This window comes from Pseudomonas cremoris (assembly GCF_014230465.1).
Genome location: NZ_JAAXCY010000004.1, coordinates 515425 through 533398, shown reverse-complemented (window position 1 = coordinate 533398; position 17974 = coordinate 515425). Strand labels below are relative to the sequence as shown.

Here is a 17974-nt window from a genome sequence, read left to right as displayed (position 1 = left end):
CGAACAGGGCACTGACCGATCACATCGGGTCGTTGCGACGCAGCAGCTCTTCGGGCAAGTGTTCGATGTACTCGTCCTCAGGCGGCGGCATTTGCAGGTGGTAGCCCTGCTTGTCGAGGTTTTCCAGCACTTGGGCGATGTCTTCCTGTTGCAGCTTGCGCTCAGGCGTCAGCACCAGGTTGAACGCGTGCACCGGCTTGCCGAACACGGTCAGCAGACCTTCGGGCACTCGCTCCAGCACATCGCTTTTCAGGACGTAGAGGTACATGCCGGCGCGTTTAGGGCTGCGGTAGATGGAACAAATACGTTTCAAGGCTGTTCTCCGGCAGTGGCCAGGCTGTCGAGCAGCGCCTGGCCCATCAACTCGCGGCGCCAGCCACGCAGCGAGTCTGGCAATTGGTAAGGCCCATCGGGGTAGCCACTTTTAACCAGGGCTTCGAGGGTTTTCTTGCGCAGCATCAGTTCTGGCGCCATGTCCAGGCGTTCGGCTTCGGCCTGGCCCAGTGCACGCAGTTGCTTGATCAGCGTGGCGGCGTCCACCGGCAGCGGTTCGGCAACGGCAGGCGGCCATTGGTCCATGGACACACTGCCGGCACGTTTGATCAGGTCCAGCAGGAACTGGCCATCCTGACGCACGGTGCGCGGGTGCATGTCTTCGATTTTGCCCAGGGCGGCGAGGTTATCCGGCTGGGATTTGGCCAGTGGCCATAGCGAATGTTCGCGAATGATGCGGTTACGTGGCAGGTCACGGGCGCGCGCCTGCTGTTCGCGCCAGGCGCACAGCTCACGCAGGACGGCGAGCTGGGCACGGGACAGTTTCCACGCGAGCTTGGCGTCGCGGTACACCTCGTACGGGTCGACTTCACGGCGCAGGTTGGCGACCAGTTCGGCACCGTCCTCCAGTACCCAGGCGTATTTATCGTCCGAAAGCTGCGGACGCAACCGTGTGTAGACCTCGGCCAAATGCACCGCGTCTTCGGCGGCGTAGCTGATCTGCGTCTCGGACAACGGCCGCTGCAGCCAGTCCGAGCGGGTTTCACCTTTGGGCAGTTCGATATCCAGCACGGCTTGCACCAGGCGCGAATAGCCCATGGAGAAACCCAGGTTCAGGTAAGCCGCAGCCAATTGGGTGTCAAACAACGGCACCGGCAGGCTGCCGGTCAGGCGCAGCAACACTTCGAGGTCTTCGCTGCAGGCGTGCACCACCTTGATCACCGCTGGGTTCTCCAGCAAAGCGGCCAAGGGTTGCCAATTGTCGATGGTCAGGGGATCGATCAGGTAAGCGCGTACGCCATCACCAATCTGGATCAGCCCGGCAATGGGATAAAAGGTGTCGACCCGCATGAATTCGGTGTCGAGGGCGACGAATGGCAACTGCTGCCATTCGGCGCAATGCTGGCCGAGGCTATCGTTGTCGCAGATCCAGTGAATATCGATGGCCACACGGCTCTCCCTTGAAGAATGGCGCGCAGTATATATCGCGAAAGGGACTTGCGAGCATCCGCAGTGCACAGGCAGCCATGAAAACTCGGACAGGAGATGAAGAATAGTCCGACAGACGGAAGTTATCCTGTCTTACGCAGTACGTAGACCCGCCACAGTTTCGAACCCGGCATGAACTCCTGATGATTCAGGACCTTGAAGCCCGCCTGGCGGAACTCGTCCTCTACGGCTGTACGAGAGTTGACGGAGACGATCACCGTGTCACGGCTGACCCGATGAAACTCGCGCAACAGTGCTTGGCGCACCTCGCTACTGGGCACATGACGAAACAATTCCAGACAGAAAATACAGTCGACCGCGTTCGCCGAGAGGCCTATGGAAAATGCCGAGCCCTGGAACGTCTTGACCCGCTTGAGCAATTCCGCCGGGTGATGAGTGCGGGCATGGTCGAGCATGTCCTGGGAGTTGTCCGAGGCCAGGATAACCCGGTTGACGTGCTCGGCCAACACCGGCCAAAACCGCCCCGAGCCGCACGCCAAGTCAAGGATCAGCCCCGGTTCGCCCGCCACTTTCAGCGCATGGCGCACCAGCCGCTCATCGCGCCACGAGGCCAGGCGCTGCATCAACCCAGGCGGGCGAGTGTCGCCGCAGACCCGCGCGTGCTCACGGTCACAGTGCTCGGCGAATTCATTCTCGATGGCGGATGGAGGTTGTGGCGACATCACGGACTCATGTGAGTAGAACGGTAGTGAACGACCTTGATCCGCAGCTTAACCAGCGCTACGTGAAAAAAAGGTCGAAACCACCGCCACCTTGAAACACATTCATGCCTGATGCAGGTACCACCGCCAATCCTGCTCGCCCACCTCCCCCATGAACTGGCGGTACTCCGCACGTTTCACCGCCAGGTACACGCCGAGGAACTCGCTGCCGAACGCATCCCGCGCCCAGCTTGAGCCTTCCAGCGCACGCAGCGTGGTCAGCCAATCGGTGGGCAGTAATTCCTTGGCCTGGGCGTAGCCGTTACCTTCTACCGGCGCGCCAGGATCGCGTTGCTCGCGGATGCCTCGGTGGATGCCAGCCAGGATCGCCGCAGCGGCCAGGTAAGGGTTGGCATCGGCGCCGCAGATACGGTGTTCGATATGCCGGGAGTTGGCCGGCCCACCCGGCACGCGCAGGCTGACGGTGCGGTTGTCCACCCCCCAGGTGGCTGCTAAAGGCGCGTAGCTGTTGGTCTGGAAGCGGCGATAGGAGTTGGCGTTGGGGCAGAACATCAGCAGCGAATCGAGCAAGGTGCTGAGCATGCCGCCCACTGCCTGGCGCAACAAAGGCGTGCCGTCGGCGGCTTCGCTGGCGAACAGGTTGTTCCCTGCAGCATCCGCCAGGCTCACGTGCATGTGCATGCCGGTGCCGGCCAAATCGTCGAACGGCTTGGCCATGAAGCAGGCCGTCATCCCGTGTTTATGTGCCACGCCCTTGACCAGGCGCTTGTAGCGTACCGCCTCGTCCATGGCTTGCAGGGCGTCGGCACGGTGCTCCAGGGTGATTTCGACCTGGCCGGGGGCGTATTCGGAAATCGCCGTACGTGCCGGGATGCCTTGCAGTTTGCACGCGCTATAGAGATCGGCCAGGAACGGCTCGATCTGCTCCAGTTCGCGCAGGCCATAGACTTGGGTGGAGCGTGGGCGCCCGCCGTCCATGTCCCGCGCCGGGCGGGGGCGGCCATGACTGTCAGGCTTTTGGTCGAGCAGATAAAACTCCAGTTCCGCCGCCATCACCGGGTAATACCCGTCGGCCTTGAGCTCGTCGATAACCTTGGCGAGTAAATGCCGGGGGTCGGCGATGGTTGCCGGCTGCCCCTCTGTCGGGTGCATGCTCACCTGCACCGCCGCCGTAGGAATCAAGCGCCACGGCATGCGCTGCAAACTCCCGCTGATCGGGTAGGCGCGGCAGTCGATATCGCCCACGTCCCAAACCAGCCCGGAATTCTCGACGTCGTCGCCATTGATGGTCAGGCCCAGGATCGTGCTGGGCAATGGCCGGCCAGTTTCGTACACCGCCAACAGTTCATCGCGGTGCAGCAACTTGCCACGGGGTACGCCGTTATTGTCGAGGATAAACAGCTCGAACATCTCGATGTCCGGGTGTTGCTCAAGAAAGGATTGGGCTTCGTGCAGGCAAGCAAAAACGCTCATGGGAATTCTCATACGTGTGAGTCGGGCAGGCGCGCAGATGCGCGTCATCCAGGGGGTGGATCAACGTAGGAGAGAGGTATCTGGTGGGCGGGCGTGTCGGCAGTGGAACAAGGCCCAGAACGCAAGTGCGGACGGCAGTGTCGCGGGATGAGTGTCGGGGGAGCCGTCCATACGGGGATCACACTGAGGTAGATGCCTGCCAGCGTCACACGCCTGGATAGGTGGGTAAATTCAGGGTTGACGGAGTTTGGTTGCAATACGGCTAAACATTCGACATACCTTGCCACTCGCTTGCGCAGCTGGAAATAATGACCGCCCTCGACCATGCCCCCAAGGACCCGACCGCATGAAAGCGCCTTTAGCCCTCTGTGTACTGGCAAGCCTGGCCACCAATGCCCTGGCCGACGCCGCCCCTTCGCGCCTCGACGAGGTGTTGCAGCGCGGCACCCTCACCGTCTGCACCACCGGCGACTACAAGCCTTACTCCGGTTTAAAGGCCGATGGCAGTTATGAGGGGATCGACATCGCCATGGCCGAGTCCTTGGCCAAAAGCCTCAACGCGAAGATCCAATGGGTGCCTACCACGTGGAAAACCCTGATGCCGGACTTCCTGGCCCAACGCTGCGACATCGCCGTGGGCGGTATTTCGGTGTCGCTGGAACGCCAAAAAAAAGCCTTTTTCAGCCAGTCCCTCGGCGTCGACGGCAAGATCCCACTGGTGCGCTGCGCCGATGTGAAGCGCTATCAGACCGTGGAGCAGATCAACCAGCCCCAGGTGCGCGTGATCGAACCGGCGGGCGGTACCAACGAAGTGTTTGCCCGCGCCCACTTGGGCCAGGCGCAAATCCGCCTGCATGACAACGTGACCATCTTTGACGAACTGCTGGCGGGCAAGGCCGACGTGATGATCACCGACGCCAGCGAAGCGCGTTACCAGCAGAAGCTCAAGCCTGGGCTGTGCGCGGTCAACCCTGAGCAGCAGATGCAGTACAGCGAAAAAGCGTTCCTGCTGCCTCGCGATGATGTGGCGTGGAAAAGCTACGTCGACCAGTGGTTGCACCTGAGCGTGGCCACCGGTGTTTACACCGGCATCGTCAATCAATGGTTGGCGGCGCCCTGAGCCACAGCCGTCTACGCTCTTGGCACACCAACAAGAACGAGGGACGGACCATGAAGGGAATGCTCCGAATCACCTGGCTGCTGCTGTTGTGTTTCAGCCAGGTGCACGCAGCCAGTACGCAGGAAGAGGACGCCACGGCGGCCAAGGCTTTGCTGGAAAAAGCCTTGGCCTACTACCAGAGCAATGGCGACAAGGCGTTCGCCGCGTTCAGCCGCCAAGGCGAGTTTGTCGACCATGATCGTTACGTGTTCGTGGTCGATACCCAGGGCGTGCTGCTCGCCAGCGGTGGGCCTTCCTCGGCGTTGATCGGTCGCGATGTCAGCGAAGTGCTGGGACCGGACCTGCGCCAGTCGTTCAAGGACGCACTCAAGGTGCCGCAAGGCCAGGGCATCCAGCAAGCCGACTACCGCTGGCAAAACTGGAACGACGGCAAGGTCGAGCGCAAGCACGTGTTTTATCAGCGCGTCGGCGAACGCATCCTCGCGGTGGGTTACTACCTGCCCCGGGCCACCCCGGAACAAGCGCGAGCGCTGCGCAATAAAGCGGCGGATGCGCTGCTCAAGGATGAGGCGGGCACGCTCAAGGCGATCAACTCATTGCAGGGGGGCTTCCTGCAGGATGACCTGTATGTGTTTGTGGTAGATCTCGACACCCAGCGCTACGTGGCCCATGGCACCAACCTGCGGTTGATCAACACCGACTTCAGCAAGATCAAGGACCCGGATGGCAAGCCGGTGGGTGAGCCGATTCTCAAGCTGATGGCCGAGCAGGACCAGGGTGAGTACAAGTACCGCTGGAAGAACCCGGTGACCGACAAGGTCGAGAACAAGCATGCGTACGTGCGCAAGGCCGGGCACTTCATGGTTGCGGTCGGTTACTACAGCCCCTGAAACTGAAGGAATACGGGTAAAAATGTGGGAGCGGGCTTGCTCGCGAATGCGGTGATTCAGTCAAATCATCAGTGGTTGACACAGCGCTTTCGCGAGCAAGCCCGCTCCCACATTGGGATCTCTAGCGTGTCAGTCAGCGTGCCTTATCTTCGCGCCCACGCAACACCCGGTTCGGCATCGCAATGGCCGCCGCCAACCCCAGCAGCGACACCGCCGCACTCACCATCAACAAATGCCGGAACGTCACCGCCAACTCCCCCCGCAGCGCATCCTTCGCCGGGCCAGGCGCAGCGTTGAGGCCATCGAGCAGCACATTGCCGGAACCGCCCTCGCCTACCAGTGCGCCGCTGGCCAGGTGCGAGAAACTCGAATCCTGCAACAGCGCCAACAGCAACGCCGACATGCACGCGACGCCCACCGCCCCACCGAGGGAGCGAAACAGATTGGTGGTGCTGGTGGCCACGCCGATGTCGCGTTGTTCCACCGAGTTTTGCGAGCCCACCAGTGACGTAGGAAATTGCAGACCTGCGGCGATCCCGCAGAGCAGCATGAACACGCCGGTCAGCAGCACCGCCTGGGGTGCACTGAACGCCATGCCCAGGATCGCCAGCGGGCTCAACAGGGCACCGCTGAGGATCATCGGTTTATAGCGTCCTGTCACCGACGTCATGCGCCCAGCCGAATACGCCCCAATCGGCAACCCAATGGCCAAGGGCAGCAGGTGCAAGGCGGCACTGTCAGCACCGCCGCCGGTAACTGTCTGATACCGCAGAGGCATCAGTACCGTCAGGGAAATCGCCTGGAAACTGGTGAAAAACACCGTGCACCAGCACAGCACCGCACTGCGGTTGGCAAACAGATGCATCGGCAACAAAGGCTCACGTGCGCGGCGTTCGTGCCAGACAAACAGCGCCAATGCCACCAGCCCACAGGCCAGAAGGCCCAGCACTTGATCATCACGCCAATGATGCCCCTGGCCAATTTCAGTGATGCCCAACAGCAAGGCAGTCAGGCCGATAATCATCAACACCGTGCCGAGGTAATCGATCACCGGCTTGCGCTGCGGCACCGGCAGCCCCACCAGCGTGCGGTGGGCCACGTACCAGGCGCCAGCGCCCAGGGGCAAGTTGATCAGGAACACCCAGCGCCACGACAGGTACTCGGTCATATAACCGCCGAGCACCGGCCCGGCCACACTGGCCAGTGCGTACATGCCGCTGAAATAACCCTGGTAACGCCCGCGTTCACGAGGTGGGATGATGTCGCCGATGATCGCCTGGCTGACCGAGATCATCCCGCCCGCACCAACGCCCTGGAGCACCCGCGCCAGCACCAGTTGCTCCATGCTTTGCGCCATACCGCAGAACAACGACGCCACGGTGAACAGCCCCATGCCGATCAGCATCATGGGCCGACGCCCGTACAGGTCACCGAGCTTGCCGTAGATCGGCACCGCCACGGTCATCGCCACCATGTAGCCAGAGATCACCCAGGCCAGCAGGTTGACGTCATGGAACTGGGCGGAAATGGCCGGCATGGACACCGCGACGATGGTCTGGTCCAGGGCGCCGAGGAAGATGGCCAGCATCAGCGCAGCGAGGATGCTGCGCACAGCAGGGACCGGTGGAGCGGGAGACTTGGGCAGATGATGTTCGGGCTGATTCACGATAAAACCTTCGAGCGGGGCCCGCAGGTACAGATGGCCCGCGGGAATGCTCGATACGATAGCAGGCTATTCAATAGCCTCGTAAGGAAGTCCTACGTAATTTTCGGCAATGGTCCTACGGCCTGCTTCGGAGTGGATGAAGTAATCGAGTTCACTCTCGGCAATGCGCTGGCTAAAACCATCCGCCTCCGGAAACGGGTGCAACATCGAGGTCATCCACCAGGAAAATCGCTCGGCCTTCCACACCCGGCGCAGGCAAATCGCCGAATAGCGCTCCAGCAACTCCACCCGCCCCTCGCGGTACACCTTGAGCAGGATGCGATACAAGGTGCTCACGTCGCTGGCTGCCAGGTTCAGGCCCTTGGCGCCCGTAGGCGGCACGATGTGCGCTGCGTCCCCGAGCAGGAACAGGCGCCCGTATTGCATCGGTTCCACCACGAAACTGCGCAGCGGCGCGATGCTTTTTTCGATCGAGGGGCCGGTCACCAACTGCTCGGCCAGTTCGTTGGGCAGGCGGGTTTTCAGCTCGTCCCAGAAACGCTCGTCCGACCATTCATCCAGGGGTTCTTCCACCGGCACTTGCAGGTAATACCGGCTGCGGGTCGGCGAGCGCATGCTGCACAGCGCAAAGCCACGCGAGTGTTTGGCATACACCAGCTCGGCGTGAACCGGCGGGGTATCGGCGAGAATGCCCAGCCAGCCAAAGGGGTAGACCCGCTCGAAAACTTCCAGGGATTCAGCAGGGATCGATTGGCGCGCTACGCCGTGGAAACCATCGCAACCGGCGATGTAGTCACACTCAAGGCGAAAGGCTTCGCCCTGATGCTCGAAAGTGAGCCAGGGTCGATCACTTTTCAGATCATGCGGCTGCACGTTGCGCGCTTCGTACAGGGTGGTGGCGCCGGCGGCGGCACGGGCCGCCATCAAGTCGCGGGTGACTTCGGTCTGACCGTAGATCATGACCGATTGGCCGCCGGTCAACGCCTTGAGATCGATGTGGGTGAGTCGACCGTTCAAGGCCAGTTCGAAACCGTCATGCACCAGGCCTTCAGCATCCATGCGCTGGCTGACGCCCGCTTCGCGCAGCAGGTTGACCATGCCTTGTTCCAACACCCCGGCGCGAATGCGGCCTTGCACGTAATTGGCGGTCTGGCGCTCAAGGATCAACGTCTCGATCCCGGCGTTGTGCAGCAGTTGGCCTAACAGCAGTCCCGATGGACCGGCGCCGATAATGGCGACTTGGGTTTTCAGCGTTTTCATTATTTTTATCGCCCGCAAGCTCCACCCGAACGGATAGGGTGAAAGAGTTGTCATTGGTCTTGTTGCTGACATTTTTCACTTGAGTGGCCGGCATAAGAAGGTGAAAACTGAGACAAAGCCTGCGCTTTTTGCCAATTGGGGCGATTACCGCACCACTCTCTGAGTATCGGATTGAAACCATGACCAAAACCGCGATTCCGGTCTTCAAGCTTTACGGGGAAAACCAGCAATGGCCCACCCCCGATTTGTTGCACTGTGAAACCATTTCCCGACGGAGTCGGGAATACCAGTGGGAAATCCAACCCCACCGGCACGCGGATCTGTGCCAGTTGCTGTTCGTGTACAAAGGCCAGGCACAGTTGGAAATCGAAGGTCAGCGCACCACACTGCACGAGGCGACGCTGCAGGTATTGCCGCCGCTATGCGTGCATGGTTTCCGGTTTTCCGAAGACGTTGAGGGTTATGTGGTGACCTTGTCGGCACCGCTGGTCAACCACTTGCAGGCGCAGCTGGGTTCGACCGTGGACGGCTTGCAGGCACTCGGCAGTTACCCGGCGGGCAAAGACAGTGACTACCTCAACAGCCAGTTCGCCCGCTTGCAGGCCGAATACGCCGATGAGCAACCGGCACGAGACATGATGATGCACGCGCTGGTCAGCGTGCTGTTGGTGTGGATCAGCCGCCAGGCCATCCAGCGTCGCCATCCACGCGCCCCCCGAGGCCGCGAGTATTTCCGACGTTTCACCCAGCTTGTGGAACAGCACTACCGCGAACACCCGAAGATTGAGGATTTGGCCCATAAGCTGGGTATCTCGGTCTCACACCTGAACGGGACATGTCGGGAACTGGGCGGGCAGCCTGCCTTGCAGATCATGCATGACCGCCAGTTGCTGGAAGCCAAGCGCCTGCTGACCTACACAGGCATGACCATCAATGAGATGTCAGAGGTATTGGGTTTTTCCGACCCGACCAACTTCTCCCGTCTGTTTCGTCGACGGGTCGGGTTCTCGCCCAAGGCGTTTCGTGAGCAACTCAAGGCCGAACAGTCGGCTACCTGAGTGCGCTGAAGCTGCCGGTACGGGGAACGCATTGGTCCTGATGGCAGCTGATCGCGAACGCCGTCGGCTGCAGACGCGTCTGTTCGACACGGTAGGCGGCAGTGCCGTAAAGCGCAGTCGCCAAGGCGCTCAGGATGAAAATCTTCAGGTACTTTCTAATTTTTAGAGTCATGGCACAGACCTCAGCACGGATCTAAACAGTGCTGTTTAAAGCATAGGTCAGACCCGGCGAGTTGCCATTATCGGACGACATTCAACCGCTTTATGTCGGCTCAAAGACCGACGTCCCACACAGGCTCCTCCGGAAACCGCAGCACCAAAAAATCCAGCAGGCTGCGCAGTGCCGACGGCATGTGCTTGCGCGAGGCATACACCGCGTAGATGTTCATCTGCCGAGGCTCTGCGTGAGGCAACAGGCGCACCAGTTCGCCACGGCGGATGTAATCGCCGGCCTGGTAGCTGGGCAGCATCGACACCCCCGCCCCGGCCAGGGTCACGCGCAATAAGGTACTGGCCTCGTTGGCCGTGATGTTGCCGTGCACGGGCACCGACACGTGTTCACCGTGTTCTTCGAAATGCCACAAGCTCTTGCCAAAGTAGGAGTGGGTCAGGCAGTTGTGCCGAGCCAAGTCGTCGACTGTCTGGGGCGCCGCATGCTCCAGCAGGTAGGCCGGGGTAGCACACACCACGGAGCGACAGACGGTCAGGCGCCGGGCAATAAGGTTAGGGTCCAGGTCGCTGCTGGTGCGGATGGCCAGGTCGATGCGCTCATCCACCAGGTTCACCGTGCGATCGAGCATTTGCAGGTCAACCGTCACCAGCGGGTAGCGCTTGACGTATTCGGCGATGGCCTCGGCCAATTGCGCCTGGCCGAACGAGGTGCTGACACTCAGGCGCAACAGGCCACGCGGTGCGTCATCCGGCTCGCTGACGGCGGCCTGCATGTCGCAGCACAGCTCTAGCATCTGCCGGCAGCGCGGCAGGGTTTCGCCACCGGCGGCGGTGAGGCTGAGCTTGCGTGTGGTGCGGTGCAGCAAACGTGCACCGACCCAGTCTTCCAGCTCGGCCAGATAGCGCGACACCACCGGGCGCGACAGGTCCAAATGGTCGGCAGCGGCAGACTGGCTGCCCAGGTCTACCACGGTAACAAACACACGCATTGCTTGAAGACGGTCCATGATTTGCCCGATTTTAGAAACAAACTATGTCCCAGCATCGCATTTTTAGTTGCGTTTGGTGCAACTAAGCTCTGTACATCCCTTAGCGATGGCAGGAGCTGCCCCATGTTTTCGACTTTCAAGCGCTTGACCCTGGCGACCGCCGCCCTGGCCTTCGCCGCCCATGCGGCAGCGGCCGACCTGAAACTGGACGTCTACAACCCAGGCGATGCCGCGATTTTCCCGGTCAGCTCGGTGCTGGTCAGCGGCGCCAAGGACGCGATCCTGGTGGATGCACAATTCGGCAAGGGTCAAGCCGAGCAACTGGTCCAGAAGATCCGCACCAGCGGCAAGCACCTCACCACCATCTACATCAGCCACGGCGACCCGGACTACTACTTCGGCCTCGACACCCTGACCGCCGCCTTCCCCGATGCAAAGGTGCTGGCACCGCAACCGGTGGTCGATCACATCAAAGCAACCGTGGCCGGCAAACTGGAGTTCTGGGGCCCGAAAATGGGCGCCGACAAGCCCGCCAAAACCATCGTGCCCGACGTGCTCGAAGGTCACAGCCTGACTCTGGAAGGCCAGCAGTTGGACGTGATCGGCCTGGACGGCCCGCAGCCGGATCGCACGTTTGTGTGGATCCCGTCGATCAAGGCCGTGGTCGGTGGCGTGGTCGTCTCGCAAAACATCCACCTGTGGATGGCCGACACCCAAAGCGCCCAATCCCATAAGGATTGGCTGGCTACACTGCAGCGCATCCAGCAATTGAAACCGCGCACAGTCGTTCCAGGTCATTACCTGGGCACGCCAACCTTGGCCTCCGTGGCGTTCACTGCCGACTACATCAAAGCCTTTGATATCGAGACTGCCAAGGCCAAGGACTCCGCCGCCCTGATCGCGGCCATGAAAAAGCGTTACCCCACCCTCGCCGACGAAAGTTCGCTGGAACTGAGCGCAAAAGTCGCCAAGGGCGAAATGAAGTGGTGAATGGTTTTAAACCCTGACTAACTGGAGAACGTCATGAGCAAGATTGCAATCATTGGTGCCACCGGCCGTGCCGGTAGCCAACTGCTGGAAGAAGCGCTGCGTCGTGGGCATAGCGTGGTGGCTATTGCACGCAATACCGACAAGATCGCCGCACGCCCTGGCGTCACGGTCAAACAAGCCGACGCGCTGGATGCCGAGGCCCTGCAACACGCCGTCAGCGGCAGCGATGTGGTGATCAGCGCCGCGCATTTCGCCACCCTGCCCGCCAGCGCCGTGATCGGCCCGGTGAAAAAGGCCGGTGTGAAACGCTTGCTGGTGGTGGGCGGTGCCGGCTCGCTGTTGCTGCCAGATGGCAGTCGCGTGATCGATAGCCCCGGCTTCCCTGCCGAATACAAAGCTGAAGCCACTGCGGGTGCGGAGTTTCTCGACGCACTGCGCCAGGAAAAGGAGCTGGACTGGACGTTCCTGTCGCCGTCGGCGGAATTTGTGGAGACCGAGCGCACCGGTAAATTCCGTGTGGGCCAGGATGATTTGCTGGTGAGCAGTGAAGGTCGCAGCTGGATCAGTTTTGCCGATTACGCCATTGCGCTGATCGACGAAGTCGAATCGCCAAAGCACTCGCGCCAGCGCTTCACCGTGGGCTACTGACACGACTCGGTAAAAACTGTGGGAGCGGGCTTGCTCGCGAAAGCGGTGTGTCAGATAAAGATTTACTGACTGATCCACCGCATTCGCGAGCAAGCCCGCTCCCACATTTGGATCTTTGGGGTCAGGAGGTTTGTGCTTGGCTGACCAACCAATCCATCAAGGCTTCAAGCTCTGCCGACGGCGCTGTCCCCGGCGGATACACCAGGTAATACCCCATTCCCGTCGGCACCCGCAGTTCAAACGGCATCACCAGCCGCCCCGCTTTCAAATCCTCGCCAATCAACGCGCTGTCGCCAATCGCCACGCCCGAACCCTGGGACGCCACCGTCATGGCCAAGTCCAGCGTTTCGAAATGATGTCCCTGGGCCAAATTGCCCAGCCGCGTATTCGCCGCCGCAAGCCACAACGCCCAGTCCCGCTCATCCCGCGTGGGGTGCAGCAGCACTTGTTGCTGCAAGTCCGCCGGGCTGGCTAAACCATCGAGCAACGCCGGAGCACAAACCGGTGTGAGTTGTTCATCAAACAAATGCCGCGCTTCGGCCGATTGTTCAGCGATGGGCGCATAGATGACTGCCGCGTCGAATTGCTCACGACGAAAATCCACGGTGTAGGCCACGGTGGTGGTGAGTTCCACCGGCACGTCCGGGCGCTCCTTTTGCCATTGCATCAAGCGTGGCAGCAGCCAGCGCATGACACAGGTGGACGCCTTGAGCTGCAGGGTCTGGCGGCGACTGCCGATCTGTTCCACCGCATCACCGATCAGGCCGAATACCTGTTGCGTGCGCAGCGACCATTCGCGGCCTTCTTCGGTCAGGCTCAAGCCCCGTGCCTGACGCTGGAACAGCGCGTACCCCAGGTGGCTTTCCAGCCCGGCAATCTGCCGGCTCACCGCGCCTTGGGTGATGTGTAATTGCTCGGCGGCGCGGGTGAAGTTGCAACACTGGGCAGTGACCCAGAAGGTGTGCAACGCAGGCAATGGAGGAAGGCGTTTCATAGGGCGCAGCCATGACGTGAGGACATGGCTAGTATGACTTTTTATCGATTGTTGCCGCTACCGGCCAGCCGGTCCAATACCGCCTCGAATCAATAACAAGAGCGACATCTATGGCGACCTGCGGCGAAGTATTGGTCAACCTCCTGGAAGGCTACGGCGTGGACCAGGTGTTTGGCATCCCCGGCGTGCACACCGTGGAGCTGTATCGCGGCCTGGCCCGCTCCAGCATCCGTCACGTCACACCGCGCCATGAACAGGGCGCCGGCTTCATGGCCGACGGCTATGCGCGCACCAGCGGCAAGCCCGGCGTGTGCTTCATCATCACCGGCCCCGGCATGACCAATATCACCACGGCCATGGGCCAGTCCTACGCCGACTCGATCCCGATGCTGGTGATTTCCAGCGTGCAGTCGCGCAGCCAGTTGGGCGGCGGACGCGGCAAGCTGCATGAGCTGCCGAACCAGGGCGCGATGATGGCGGGTGTCGCGGCGTTCTCCCATACCTTGATGTCGGCGGCAGAATTGCCCGGCGTATTGGCGCGGGCGTTTGCGTTGTTCCAGGCCGGGCGGCCGCGCCCGGTGCATATCGAGATTCCACTGGATGTGCTGGTAGAAAACGCCGACGCGTTGCTGGGCAGTGAACCCGTCAGCGTGGCCCGTGCCGGCGCGGCGCCATCGGCGGTGAAGCAGATGAGCCAATTGCTGGCGGCGGCCAAGCGGCCATTGATCCTGGCCGGTGGCGGCGCCATTGATGCGGCGCCTGAGTTGACCCGTCTTGCCGAAACACTGGGGGCGCCAGTGGCGCTGACAATCAACGCCAAAGGCATGCTGCCCGGGGCTCACCCGCTGCTGATCGGTTCGACCCAGACCCTGGTCGCCACTCGCGCCCTGGTGGCCGAAGCGGACGTGGTGTTGGCCATCGGCACCGAACTGGCGGAGACCGACTACGACGTGACCTTCGCCGGCGGTTTCGAGATTCCCGGCGCGTTGCTGCGCATCGATATCGACCCCGACCAGACCGTGCGCAACTACCCGCCGCAGGTCGCCCTGGTAGCCGACGCGCAGATCGCCGCCGCCGCACTCCTGGCCGAGTTAAACAACACGCCATTACCGACTCGCGATGCCAGTTGGGGCCCTCAACGCGTCGCCCGTTTGTGGGCCGAATTGACGCCTGCCTGGGACGCCGCCACCCGCGCGCAAACCCTGTTCCTCAACACCGTCCTGCAAGAACTGCCCGAGGCCGTGCTGGTGGGCGATTCCACCCAGCCGGTGTACAGCGGCAACCTGACGCTGAACCCCGACCACCCGCGCCGTTGGTTCAACTCGTCCACCGGCTACGGCACCTTGGGCTACGCCCTGCCGGCCGCCATCGGCGCCTGGTTGGGGCGTGGTGACGGGCAACCGGTGGTGTGCCTGATCGGCGACGGCGGGCTGCAATTCACCCTGCCAGAACTGGCCAGCGCCGTCGAAGCCCGCACGCCAGTCATCGTGCTGCTGTGGAATAACCAGGGTTATGAAGAGATCAAGAAATACATGGTCAACCGCGCCATCGAGCCGGTCGGCGTAGACATCTACACCCCAGACTTTATCGGGGTCGCCAAGGCACTCGGGTGCGCCGCCGAAAGCATCCAGGGCATCGAGCATTTGCGCTCTGCATTGCGGGCTGCGGCTGATCGCCAGGGGCCGACGCTGATTGAAATCGACCAGGGACGTTGGATGCAGGAGGTAGCAGCATGAGCACAGTATTGAACGGTGTGTATATCGATGGCGCGTGGCGTGCGGGCCAGGCTGTACTGGACGTGATCAACCCGGCCACCGAGGCGACGTTGGCCCAGGTCAACGTGGGCGATGCCGTGGCGGTGACGCAGGCCGTGGATGCAGCCAGCGCCGCGTTCGGCGACTGGTCAAAAAGCACCGGACGCGATCGCGGCGCGCTGTTGCGCAGGGTCGCCCAGGGCGTCAGTGAACAACGCGAACACCTGATGCACGTTCAGTCGAGCAACAACGGCAAGCCGCTGTTTGAAGCGGGCATTGACGTGGACGACGTGATCGCCACCTTCGAGTACTACGCCGGCATCGCCGAAGCGATGGACGCAGGCCAGGACCAGCCAGTGACGCTGCCCAGCGCGGACTTCAGCGCGCGCCTGCGTCGTGAGCCGTGCGGTGTGGTCGGGCTGATCGTGCCGTGGAATTTCCCGATGGTCACCACCGCCTGGAAACTCGCCCCGGCCCTCGCCGCCGGGTGCTGCGTGGTGCTCAAACCTTCCGAAGTCACGCCGTTGGCCGAACTGCAGTTGGCGCGCATCATTGCCGACGCGGGTTTCCCTGCAGGTGTGTTCAACCTGGTGTGCGGCACGGGCCTGGCCGTGGGTGCACCGCTGGCGGCGGACCCTCGCGTGGCGAAGATTTCCTTCACCGGCAGTAACGCCGTCGGTGTGCAGGTGATGCAACGCGCCGCCGAAACCATCAAGGGTGTGAGCCTGGAGTTGGGCGGTAAATCCTCGTTGTTGGTCATGGCCGATGCCGACCTTGATCTGGCAGTGGAACTGGCCTGCGGCGGTGGTTTTTTCAACGCGGGGCAGATGTGCTCTGCCACCAGTCGCGTGCTGGTGGCCGACAGCCTGGCAGATGAATTCCTGCAACGGTTACAAGCGCGGGCGGAAAGTATTCGCGTCGCCGATCCGTTTTCCGACGATGTTGAGATGGGCGCGCTGATCAATCGTGCGCAGTACCAACGAGTACAGGGGCATATCCAGCGAGGCATCGATGACGGTGCACGGTTGTTGTGCGGCGGTGAGCGTCCGGCGGATCTGCCGAACGGCTTTTTCATTCGGCCAACGGTGTTTACCGACGTGCCGCTGGACAGCGCGTTGTGGAATGAAGAAATCTTCGGCCCGGTGCTGTGCGTCAGACGTTTTGCCACCGAGGACGAGGCAATCGCCCTGGCCAACGACAGTGATTTCGGTCTGGTGGCCAGCGTGGTCAGCGCCAACACCGAAACCGCCGAGCGTGTGGCCAATGCGCTGCAGGCCGGGATGGTGTGGATCAACGCACCCCAAGTGATCTTCCCGCAGACGGCTTGGGGTGGTTACAAGCAGAGCAGCATTGGTCGTGAACTGGGGCCGTGGGGGTTAGCGGCGTTCCAGGAGATCAAACACGTGATCCGCGCCCACTGACCTGTAGTGAGCGGGCTTGTCCCGCGCTGGGGCAAGCCCGCTCACTACAGGCCCACTCAACACGCAATTTTTAGATAGGGCCTGCGACTTTCTGATTTGCCCCCAACCCCTGGCCGTGGCCTGATTCGCGCCTGTTCACTCAAGGCTGGCCCATGGAAAACGTTCACGCAAAACCCACCACAGCCGTTTGGCTGATGATCAGTGTCGTATTGGTCGCCCTTAACCTGCGCCCGTCGATGGCGGCCGTGGGGCCTTTGTTGTCATCGATTCGCGGCGATGTGCCGCTGAGCTTCAGCAGCGCGGCGTTACTGACCATGTTGCCGGTGATGGCCATGGGCTTGGCGATGTTTTTTGGCATGGGCCTGGCCAAGCGCTTCGGTGAACATCGCAGCATTGTGCTGTCGTTGCTGGTGATTGGTGTTGCCACGCTGTCGCGGTTGTTCCTCGATTCAGCGCTTGAGCTGATCGTCAGCGCCATCGCCGCCGGTGTGGGCATCGCGATGATCCAGGCGGTGATGCCGGCGCTGATCAAGTCGCGGTTCAGCGATAACGTCTCGTTGTTCATGGGCTTGTATGTCACGGCGATCATGGGCGGCGCCGCGTTGGCGGCGTCGTTCTCACCGTTCGTGCAAGTGCAGACCGGCAGTTGGCGCATCGGCCTGGCGGTGTGGGCGGCGCTCGCGGCGTTGGCCTTGGTGTTCTGGTACGCGCAGCGCTCGGTGTTGCCGCCGCTGCCCCACGCCGGTTCCGGCCCACAAGCGTCATTTTTCGGCAACGCGCGCGCGTGGCTGCTGGCGATCTTCTTTGGCTTGGGTACGGCGTCCTATACCTGCGTACTCGCGTGGCTGGCGCCGTACTACGTGGAACAAGGCTGGAGCGAGCAGAACGCGGGTTTGCTGCTGGGCTTCCTGACCGCCATGGAAGTGATCTCCGGCCTGATCACCCCAGCAATCGCCAACCGTCGCCAGGATAAACGCGCGGTGGTTGCTGTGCTGCTGGTGCTGATCATCCTCGGGTTCTGTGGCCTGATCCTCAGCCCGCAATACCTTAGCCTGCTGTGGCCGTGCCTGCTGGGCCTGGGCATCGGCGGCCTGTTTCCGATGAGCCTGATCCTGTCCCTCGACCACCTGGACAACCCGCGCCGCGCCGGAGGCCTCACCGCGTTTGTGCAAGGCATCGGTTACTTGATCGCCGGTTTGTCGCCGTTGATCGCCGGCATGATCCGCGACCAGTTGGGCAGCTTCGAATGGGCCTGGTGGTCACTCGCGGCGGTGGTGGTGGTGATGCTGCTGATGGTCACGCGCTTCAACCCTGCGCATTACGCCCGGCATATCCGCTGACGTCGTGTTGCAAACAGTATTTGTCTCACTCCAAA

At 61.8% G+C, this 17974-nt stretch carries 17 protein-coding genes; 8 read left to right on the top strand and 9 right to left on the bottom strand.

Annotation, left to right across the window (positions count from 1 at the left end; genetic code table 11):
- Positions 1-19: 19 nt before the first annotated feature.
- From HF257_RS12440 to HF257_RS12425, 4 genes are all read right to left on the bottom strand, one after another.
- Entirely contained in the window at positions 20-313 is a 294-nt protein-coding gene (locus HF257_RS12440; protein ID WP_185709408.1) for a YcgL domain-containing protein, read from the bottom strand.
- The gene (gene rnd, locus HF257_RS12435; protein WP_185709409.1) at positions 310-1443 is read right to left on the bottom strand and encodes a ribonuclease D; all 1134 of its coding nucleotides are present in this window, start codon (positions 1441-1443) and stop codon (positions 310-312) included. Before rnd ends, HF257_RS12440 begins: the two co-directional genes overlap by 4 nt.
- A 122-nt stretch (positions 1444-1565) precedes the next feature.
- Positions 1566-2165 carry a class I SAM-dependent methyltransferase gene (locus tag HF257_RS12430; protein WP_185709410.1) on the bottom strand — a complete coding sequence of 200 codons (600 nt, stop codon included), beginning with the start codon at positions 2163-2165 and terminating at the stop codon, positions 1566-1568.
- A 102-nt stretch (positions 2166-2267) separates the two neighbouring features.
- Complete coding sequence (locus HF257_RS12425) at positions 2268-3638, bottom strand: glutamine synthetase family protein (protein ID WP_185709411.1); 1371 nt, start codon at positions 3636-3638, stop codon at positions 2268-2270.
- 346 nt (positions 3639-3984) lie between these two features.
- Between HF257_RS12425 and HF257_RS12420 the strand changes: the two genes are divergently transcribed.
- Together HF257_RS12420 and HF257_RS12415 are read left to right on the top strand one after the other, a co-directional pair.
- Positions 3985-4758 (top strand): transporter substrate-binding domain-containing protein, encoded by a 774-nt coding sequence (locus tag HF257_RS12420; protein WP_185709412.1) that lies wholly within the window; start codon positions 3985-3987, stop codon positions 4756-4758.
- Between the two features lie 50 nt (positions 4759-4808).
- Positions 4809-5648: a cache domain-containing protein gene (locus HF257_RS12415; RefSeq protein WP_185709413.1), complete on the top strand. Its 840-nt coding sequence runs from the start codon at positions 4809-4811 to the stop codon at positions 5646-5648.
- A gap of 133 nt (positions 5649-5781) precedes the next feature.
- Here HF257_RS12415 and HF257_RS12410 read toward each other — a convergent pair whose 3' ends face one another.
- On the bottom strand, positions 5782-7236 hold the full coding sequence (locus HF257_RS12410; RefSeq protein ID WP_233081541.1) for an MDR family MFS transporter: 1455 nt from the start codon (positions 7234-7236) through the stop codon (positions 5782-5784).
- 144 nt (positions 7237-7380) lie between these two features.
- Positions 7381-8565, bottom strand: a complete 1185-nt coding sequence (gene pobA / locus HF257_RS12405; RefSeq protein WP_185709507.1) for a 4-hydroxybenzoate 3-monooxygenase — start codon at positions 8563-8565, stop codon at positions 7381-7383.
- Positions 8566-8753: 188 nt separating this feature from the next.
- On the opposite strand from pobA, the gene HF257_RS12400 reads away from it, so the two are divergent.
- Positions 8754-9632, top strand: coding sequence for a helix-turn-helix domain-containing protein (locus HF257_RS12400; protein WP_185709414.1), 879 nt, complete (start codon positions 8754-8756; stop codon positions 9630-9632).
- Here HF257_RS12400 and HF257_RS12395 read toward each other — a convergent pair.
- Together HF257_RS12395 and HF257_RS12390 are read right to left on the bottom strand one after the other, a co-directional pair.
- Positions 9625-9804, bottom strand: a complete 180-nt coding sequence (locus tag HF257_RS12395; protein WP_185709415.1) for a hypothetical protein — start codon at positions 9802-9804, stop codon at positions 9625-9627. The genes HF257_RS12400 and HF257_RS12395 overlap by 8 nt on opposite strands.
- Positions 9805-9904: 100 nt before the next feature.
- Complete coding sequence (locus HF257_RS12390; protein ID WP_185709416.1) at positions 9905-10810, bottom strand: LysR family transcriptional regulator; 906 nt, start codon at positions 10808-10810, stop codon at positions 9905-9907.
- A gap of 105 nt (positions 10811-10915) precedes the next feature.
- Here HF257_RS12390 and HF257_RS12385 point away from each other — a divergent pair, with 105 nt between their 5' ends.
- Positions 10916-11782: an MBL fold metallo-hydrolase gene (locus HF257_RS12385; RefSeq protein WP_185709417.1), complete on the top strand. Its 867-nt coding sequence runs from the start codon at positions 10916-10918 to the stop codon at positions 11780-11782.
- Positions 11783-11815: 33 nt separating this feature from the next.
- Complete coding sequence (locus HF257_RS12380) at positions 11816-12430, top strand: NAD(P)-dependent oxidoreductase (RefSeq protein ID WP_185709418.1); 615 nt, start codon at positions 11816-11818, stop codon at positions 12428-12430.
- A gap of 121 nt (positions 12431-12551) precedes the next feature.
- Here the strand turns inward: HF257_RS12380 and HF257_RS12375 are convergent, their stop codons facing one another.
- Positions 12552-13424, bottom strand: a complete 873-nt coding sequence (locus HF257_RS12375) for a LysR substrate-binding domain-containing protein (protein WP_185709419.1) — start codon at positions 13422-13424, stop codon at positions 12552-12554.
- 110 nt (positions 13425-13534) lie between these two features.
- Here HF257_RS12375 and HF257_RS12370 point away from each other — a divergent pair, with 110 nt between their 5' ends.
- From HF257_RS12370 to HF257_RS12360, 3 genes are all read left to right on the top strand, one after another.
- On the top strand, positions 13535-15160 hold the full coding sequence (locus tag HF257_RS12370) for a 5-guanidino-2-oxopentanoate decarboxylase (protein WP_185709420.1): 1626 nt from the start codon (positions 13535-13537) through the stop codon (positions 15158-15160).
- Positions 15157-16599, top strand: coding sequence for an aldehyde dehydrogenase family protein (locus tag HF257_RS12365; protein WP_185709421.1), 1443 nt, complete (start codon positions 15157-15159; stop codon positions 16597-16599). Before HF257_RS12370 ends, HF257_RS12365 begins: the two co-directional genes overlap by 4 nt.
- A gap of 152 nt (positions 16600-16751) precedes the next feature.
- Positions 16752-17939, top strand: coding sequence for a cyanate transporter (locus HF257_RS12360; RefSeq protein WP_185709422.1), 1188 nt, complete (start codon positions 16752-16754; stop codon positions 17937-17939).
- The last annotated feature ends 35 nt before the right edge of the window (positions 17940-17974 follow it).

What these genes read in the sequence shown, in the direction of transcription:
- HF257_RS12415 (WP_185709413.1), top strand. Translation starts at nt 4,809, where the DNA reads ATGAAGGGAATGCTCCGAATCACCTGGCTGCTGCTGTTGTGTTTCAGC.
- HF257_RS12425 (WP_185709411.1), bottom strand. Translation starts at nt 3,638, where the DNA reads ATGAGCGTTTTTGCTTGCCTGCACGAAGCCCAATCCTTTCTTGAGCAA.
- HF257_RS12375 (WP_185709419.1), bottom strand. Translation starts at nt 13,424, where the DNA reads ATGAAACGCCTTCCTCCATTGCCTGCGTTGCACACCTTCTGGGTCACT.
- HF257_RS12410 (WP_233081541.1), bottom strand. Translation starts at nt 7,236, where the DNA reads ATGCTGGCCATCTTCCTCGGCGCCCTGGACCAGACCATCGTCGCGGTG.
- HF257_RS12370 (WP_185709420.1), top strand. Translation starts at nt 13,535, where the DNA reads ATGGCGACCTGCGGCGAAGTATTGGTCAACCTCCTGGAAGGCTACGGC.
- HF257_RS12380 (WP_185709418.1), top strand. Translation starts at nt 11,816, where the DNA reads ATGAGCAAGATTGCAATCATTGGTGCCACCGGCCGTGCCGGTAGCCAA.
- HF257_RS12385 (WP_185709417.1), top strand. Translation starts at nt 10,916, where the DNA reads ATGTTTTCGACTTTCAAGCGCTTGACCCTGGCGACCGCCGCCCTGGCC.
- HF257_RS12420 (WP_185709412.1), top strand. Translation starts at nt 3,985, where the DNA reads ATGAAAGCGCCTTTAGCCCTCTGTGTACTGGCAAGCCTGGCCACCAAT.
- HF257_RS12400 (WP_185709414.1), top strand. Translation starts at nt 8,754, where the DNA reads ATGACCAAAACCGCGATTCCGGTCTTCAAGCTTTACGGGGAAAACCAG.
- HF257_RS12390 (WP_185709416.1), bottom strand. Translation starts at nt 10,810, where the DNA reads ATGGACCGTCTTCAAGCAATGCGTGTGTTTGTTACCGTGGTAGACCTG.
- HF257_RS12365 (WP_185709421.1), top strand. Translation starts at nt 15,157, where the DNA reads ATGAGCACAGTATTGAACGGTGTGTATATCGATGGCGCGTGGCGTGCG.
- HF257_RS12360 (WP_185709422.1), top strand. Translation starts at nt 16,752, where the DNA reads ATGGAAAACGTTCACGCAAAACCCACCACAGCCGTTTGGCTGATGATC.
- HF257_RS12430 (WP_185709410.1), bottom strand. Translation starts at nt 2,165, where the DNA reads ATGTCGCCACAACCTCCATCCGCCATCGAGAATGAATTCGCCGAGCAC.
- HF257_RS12395 (WP_185709415.1), bottom strand. Translation starts at nt 9,804, where the DNA reads ATGACTCTAAAAATTAGAAAGTACCTGAAGATTTTCATCCTGAGCGCC.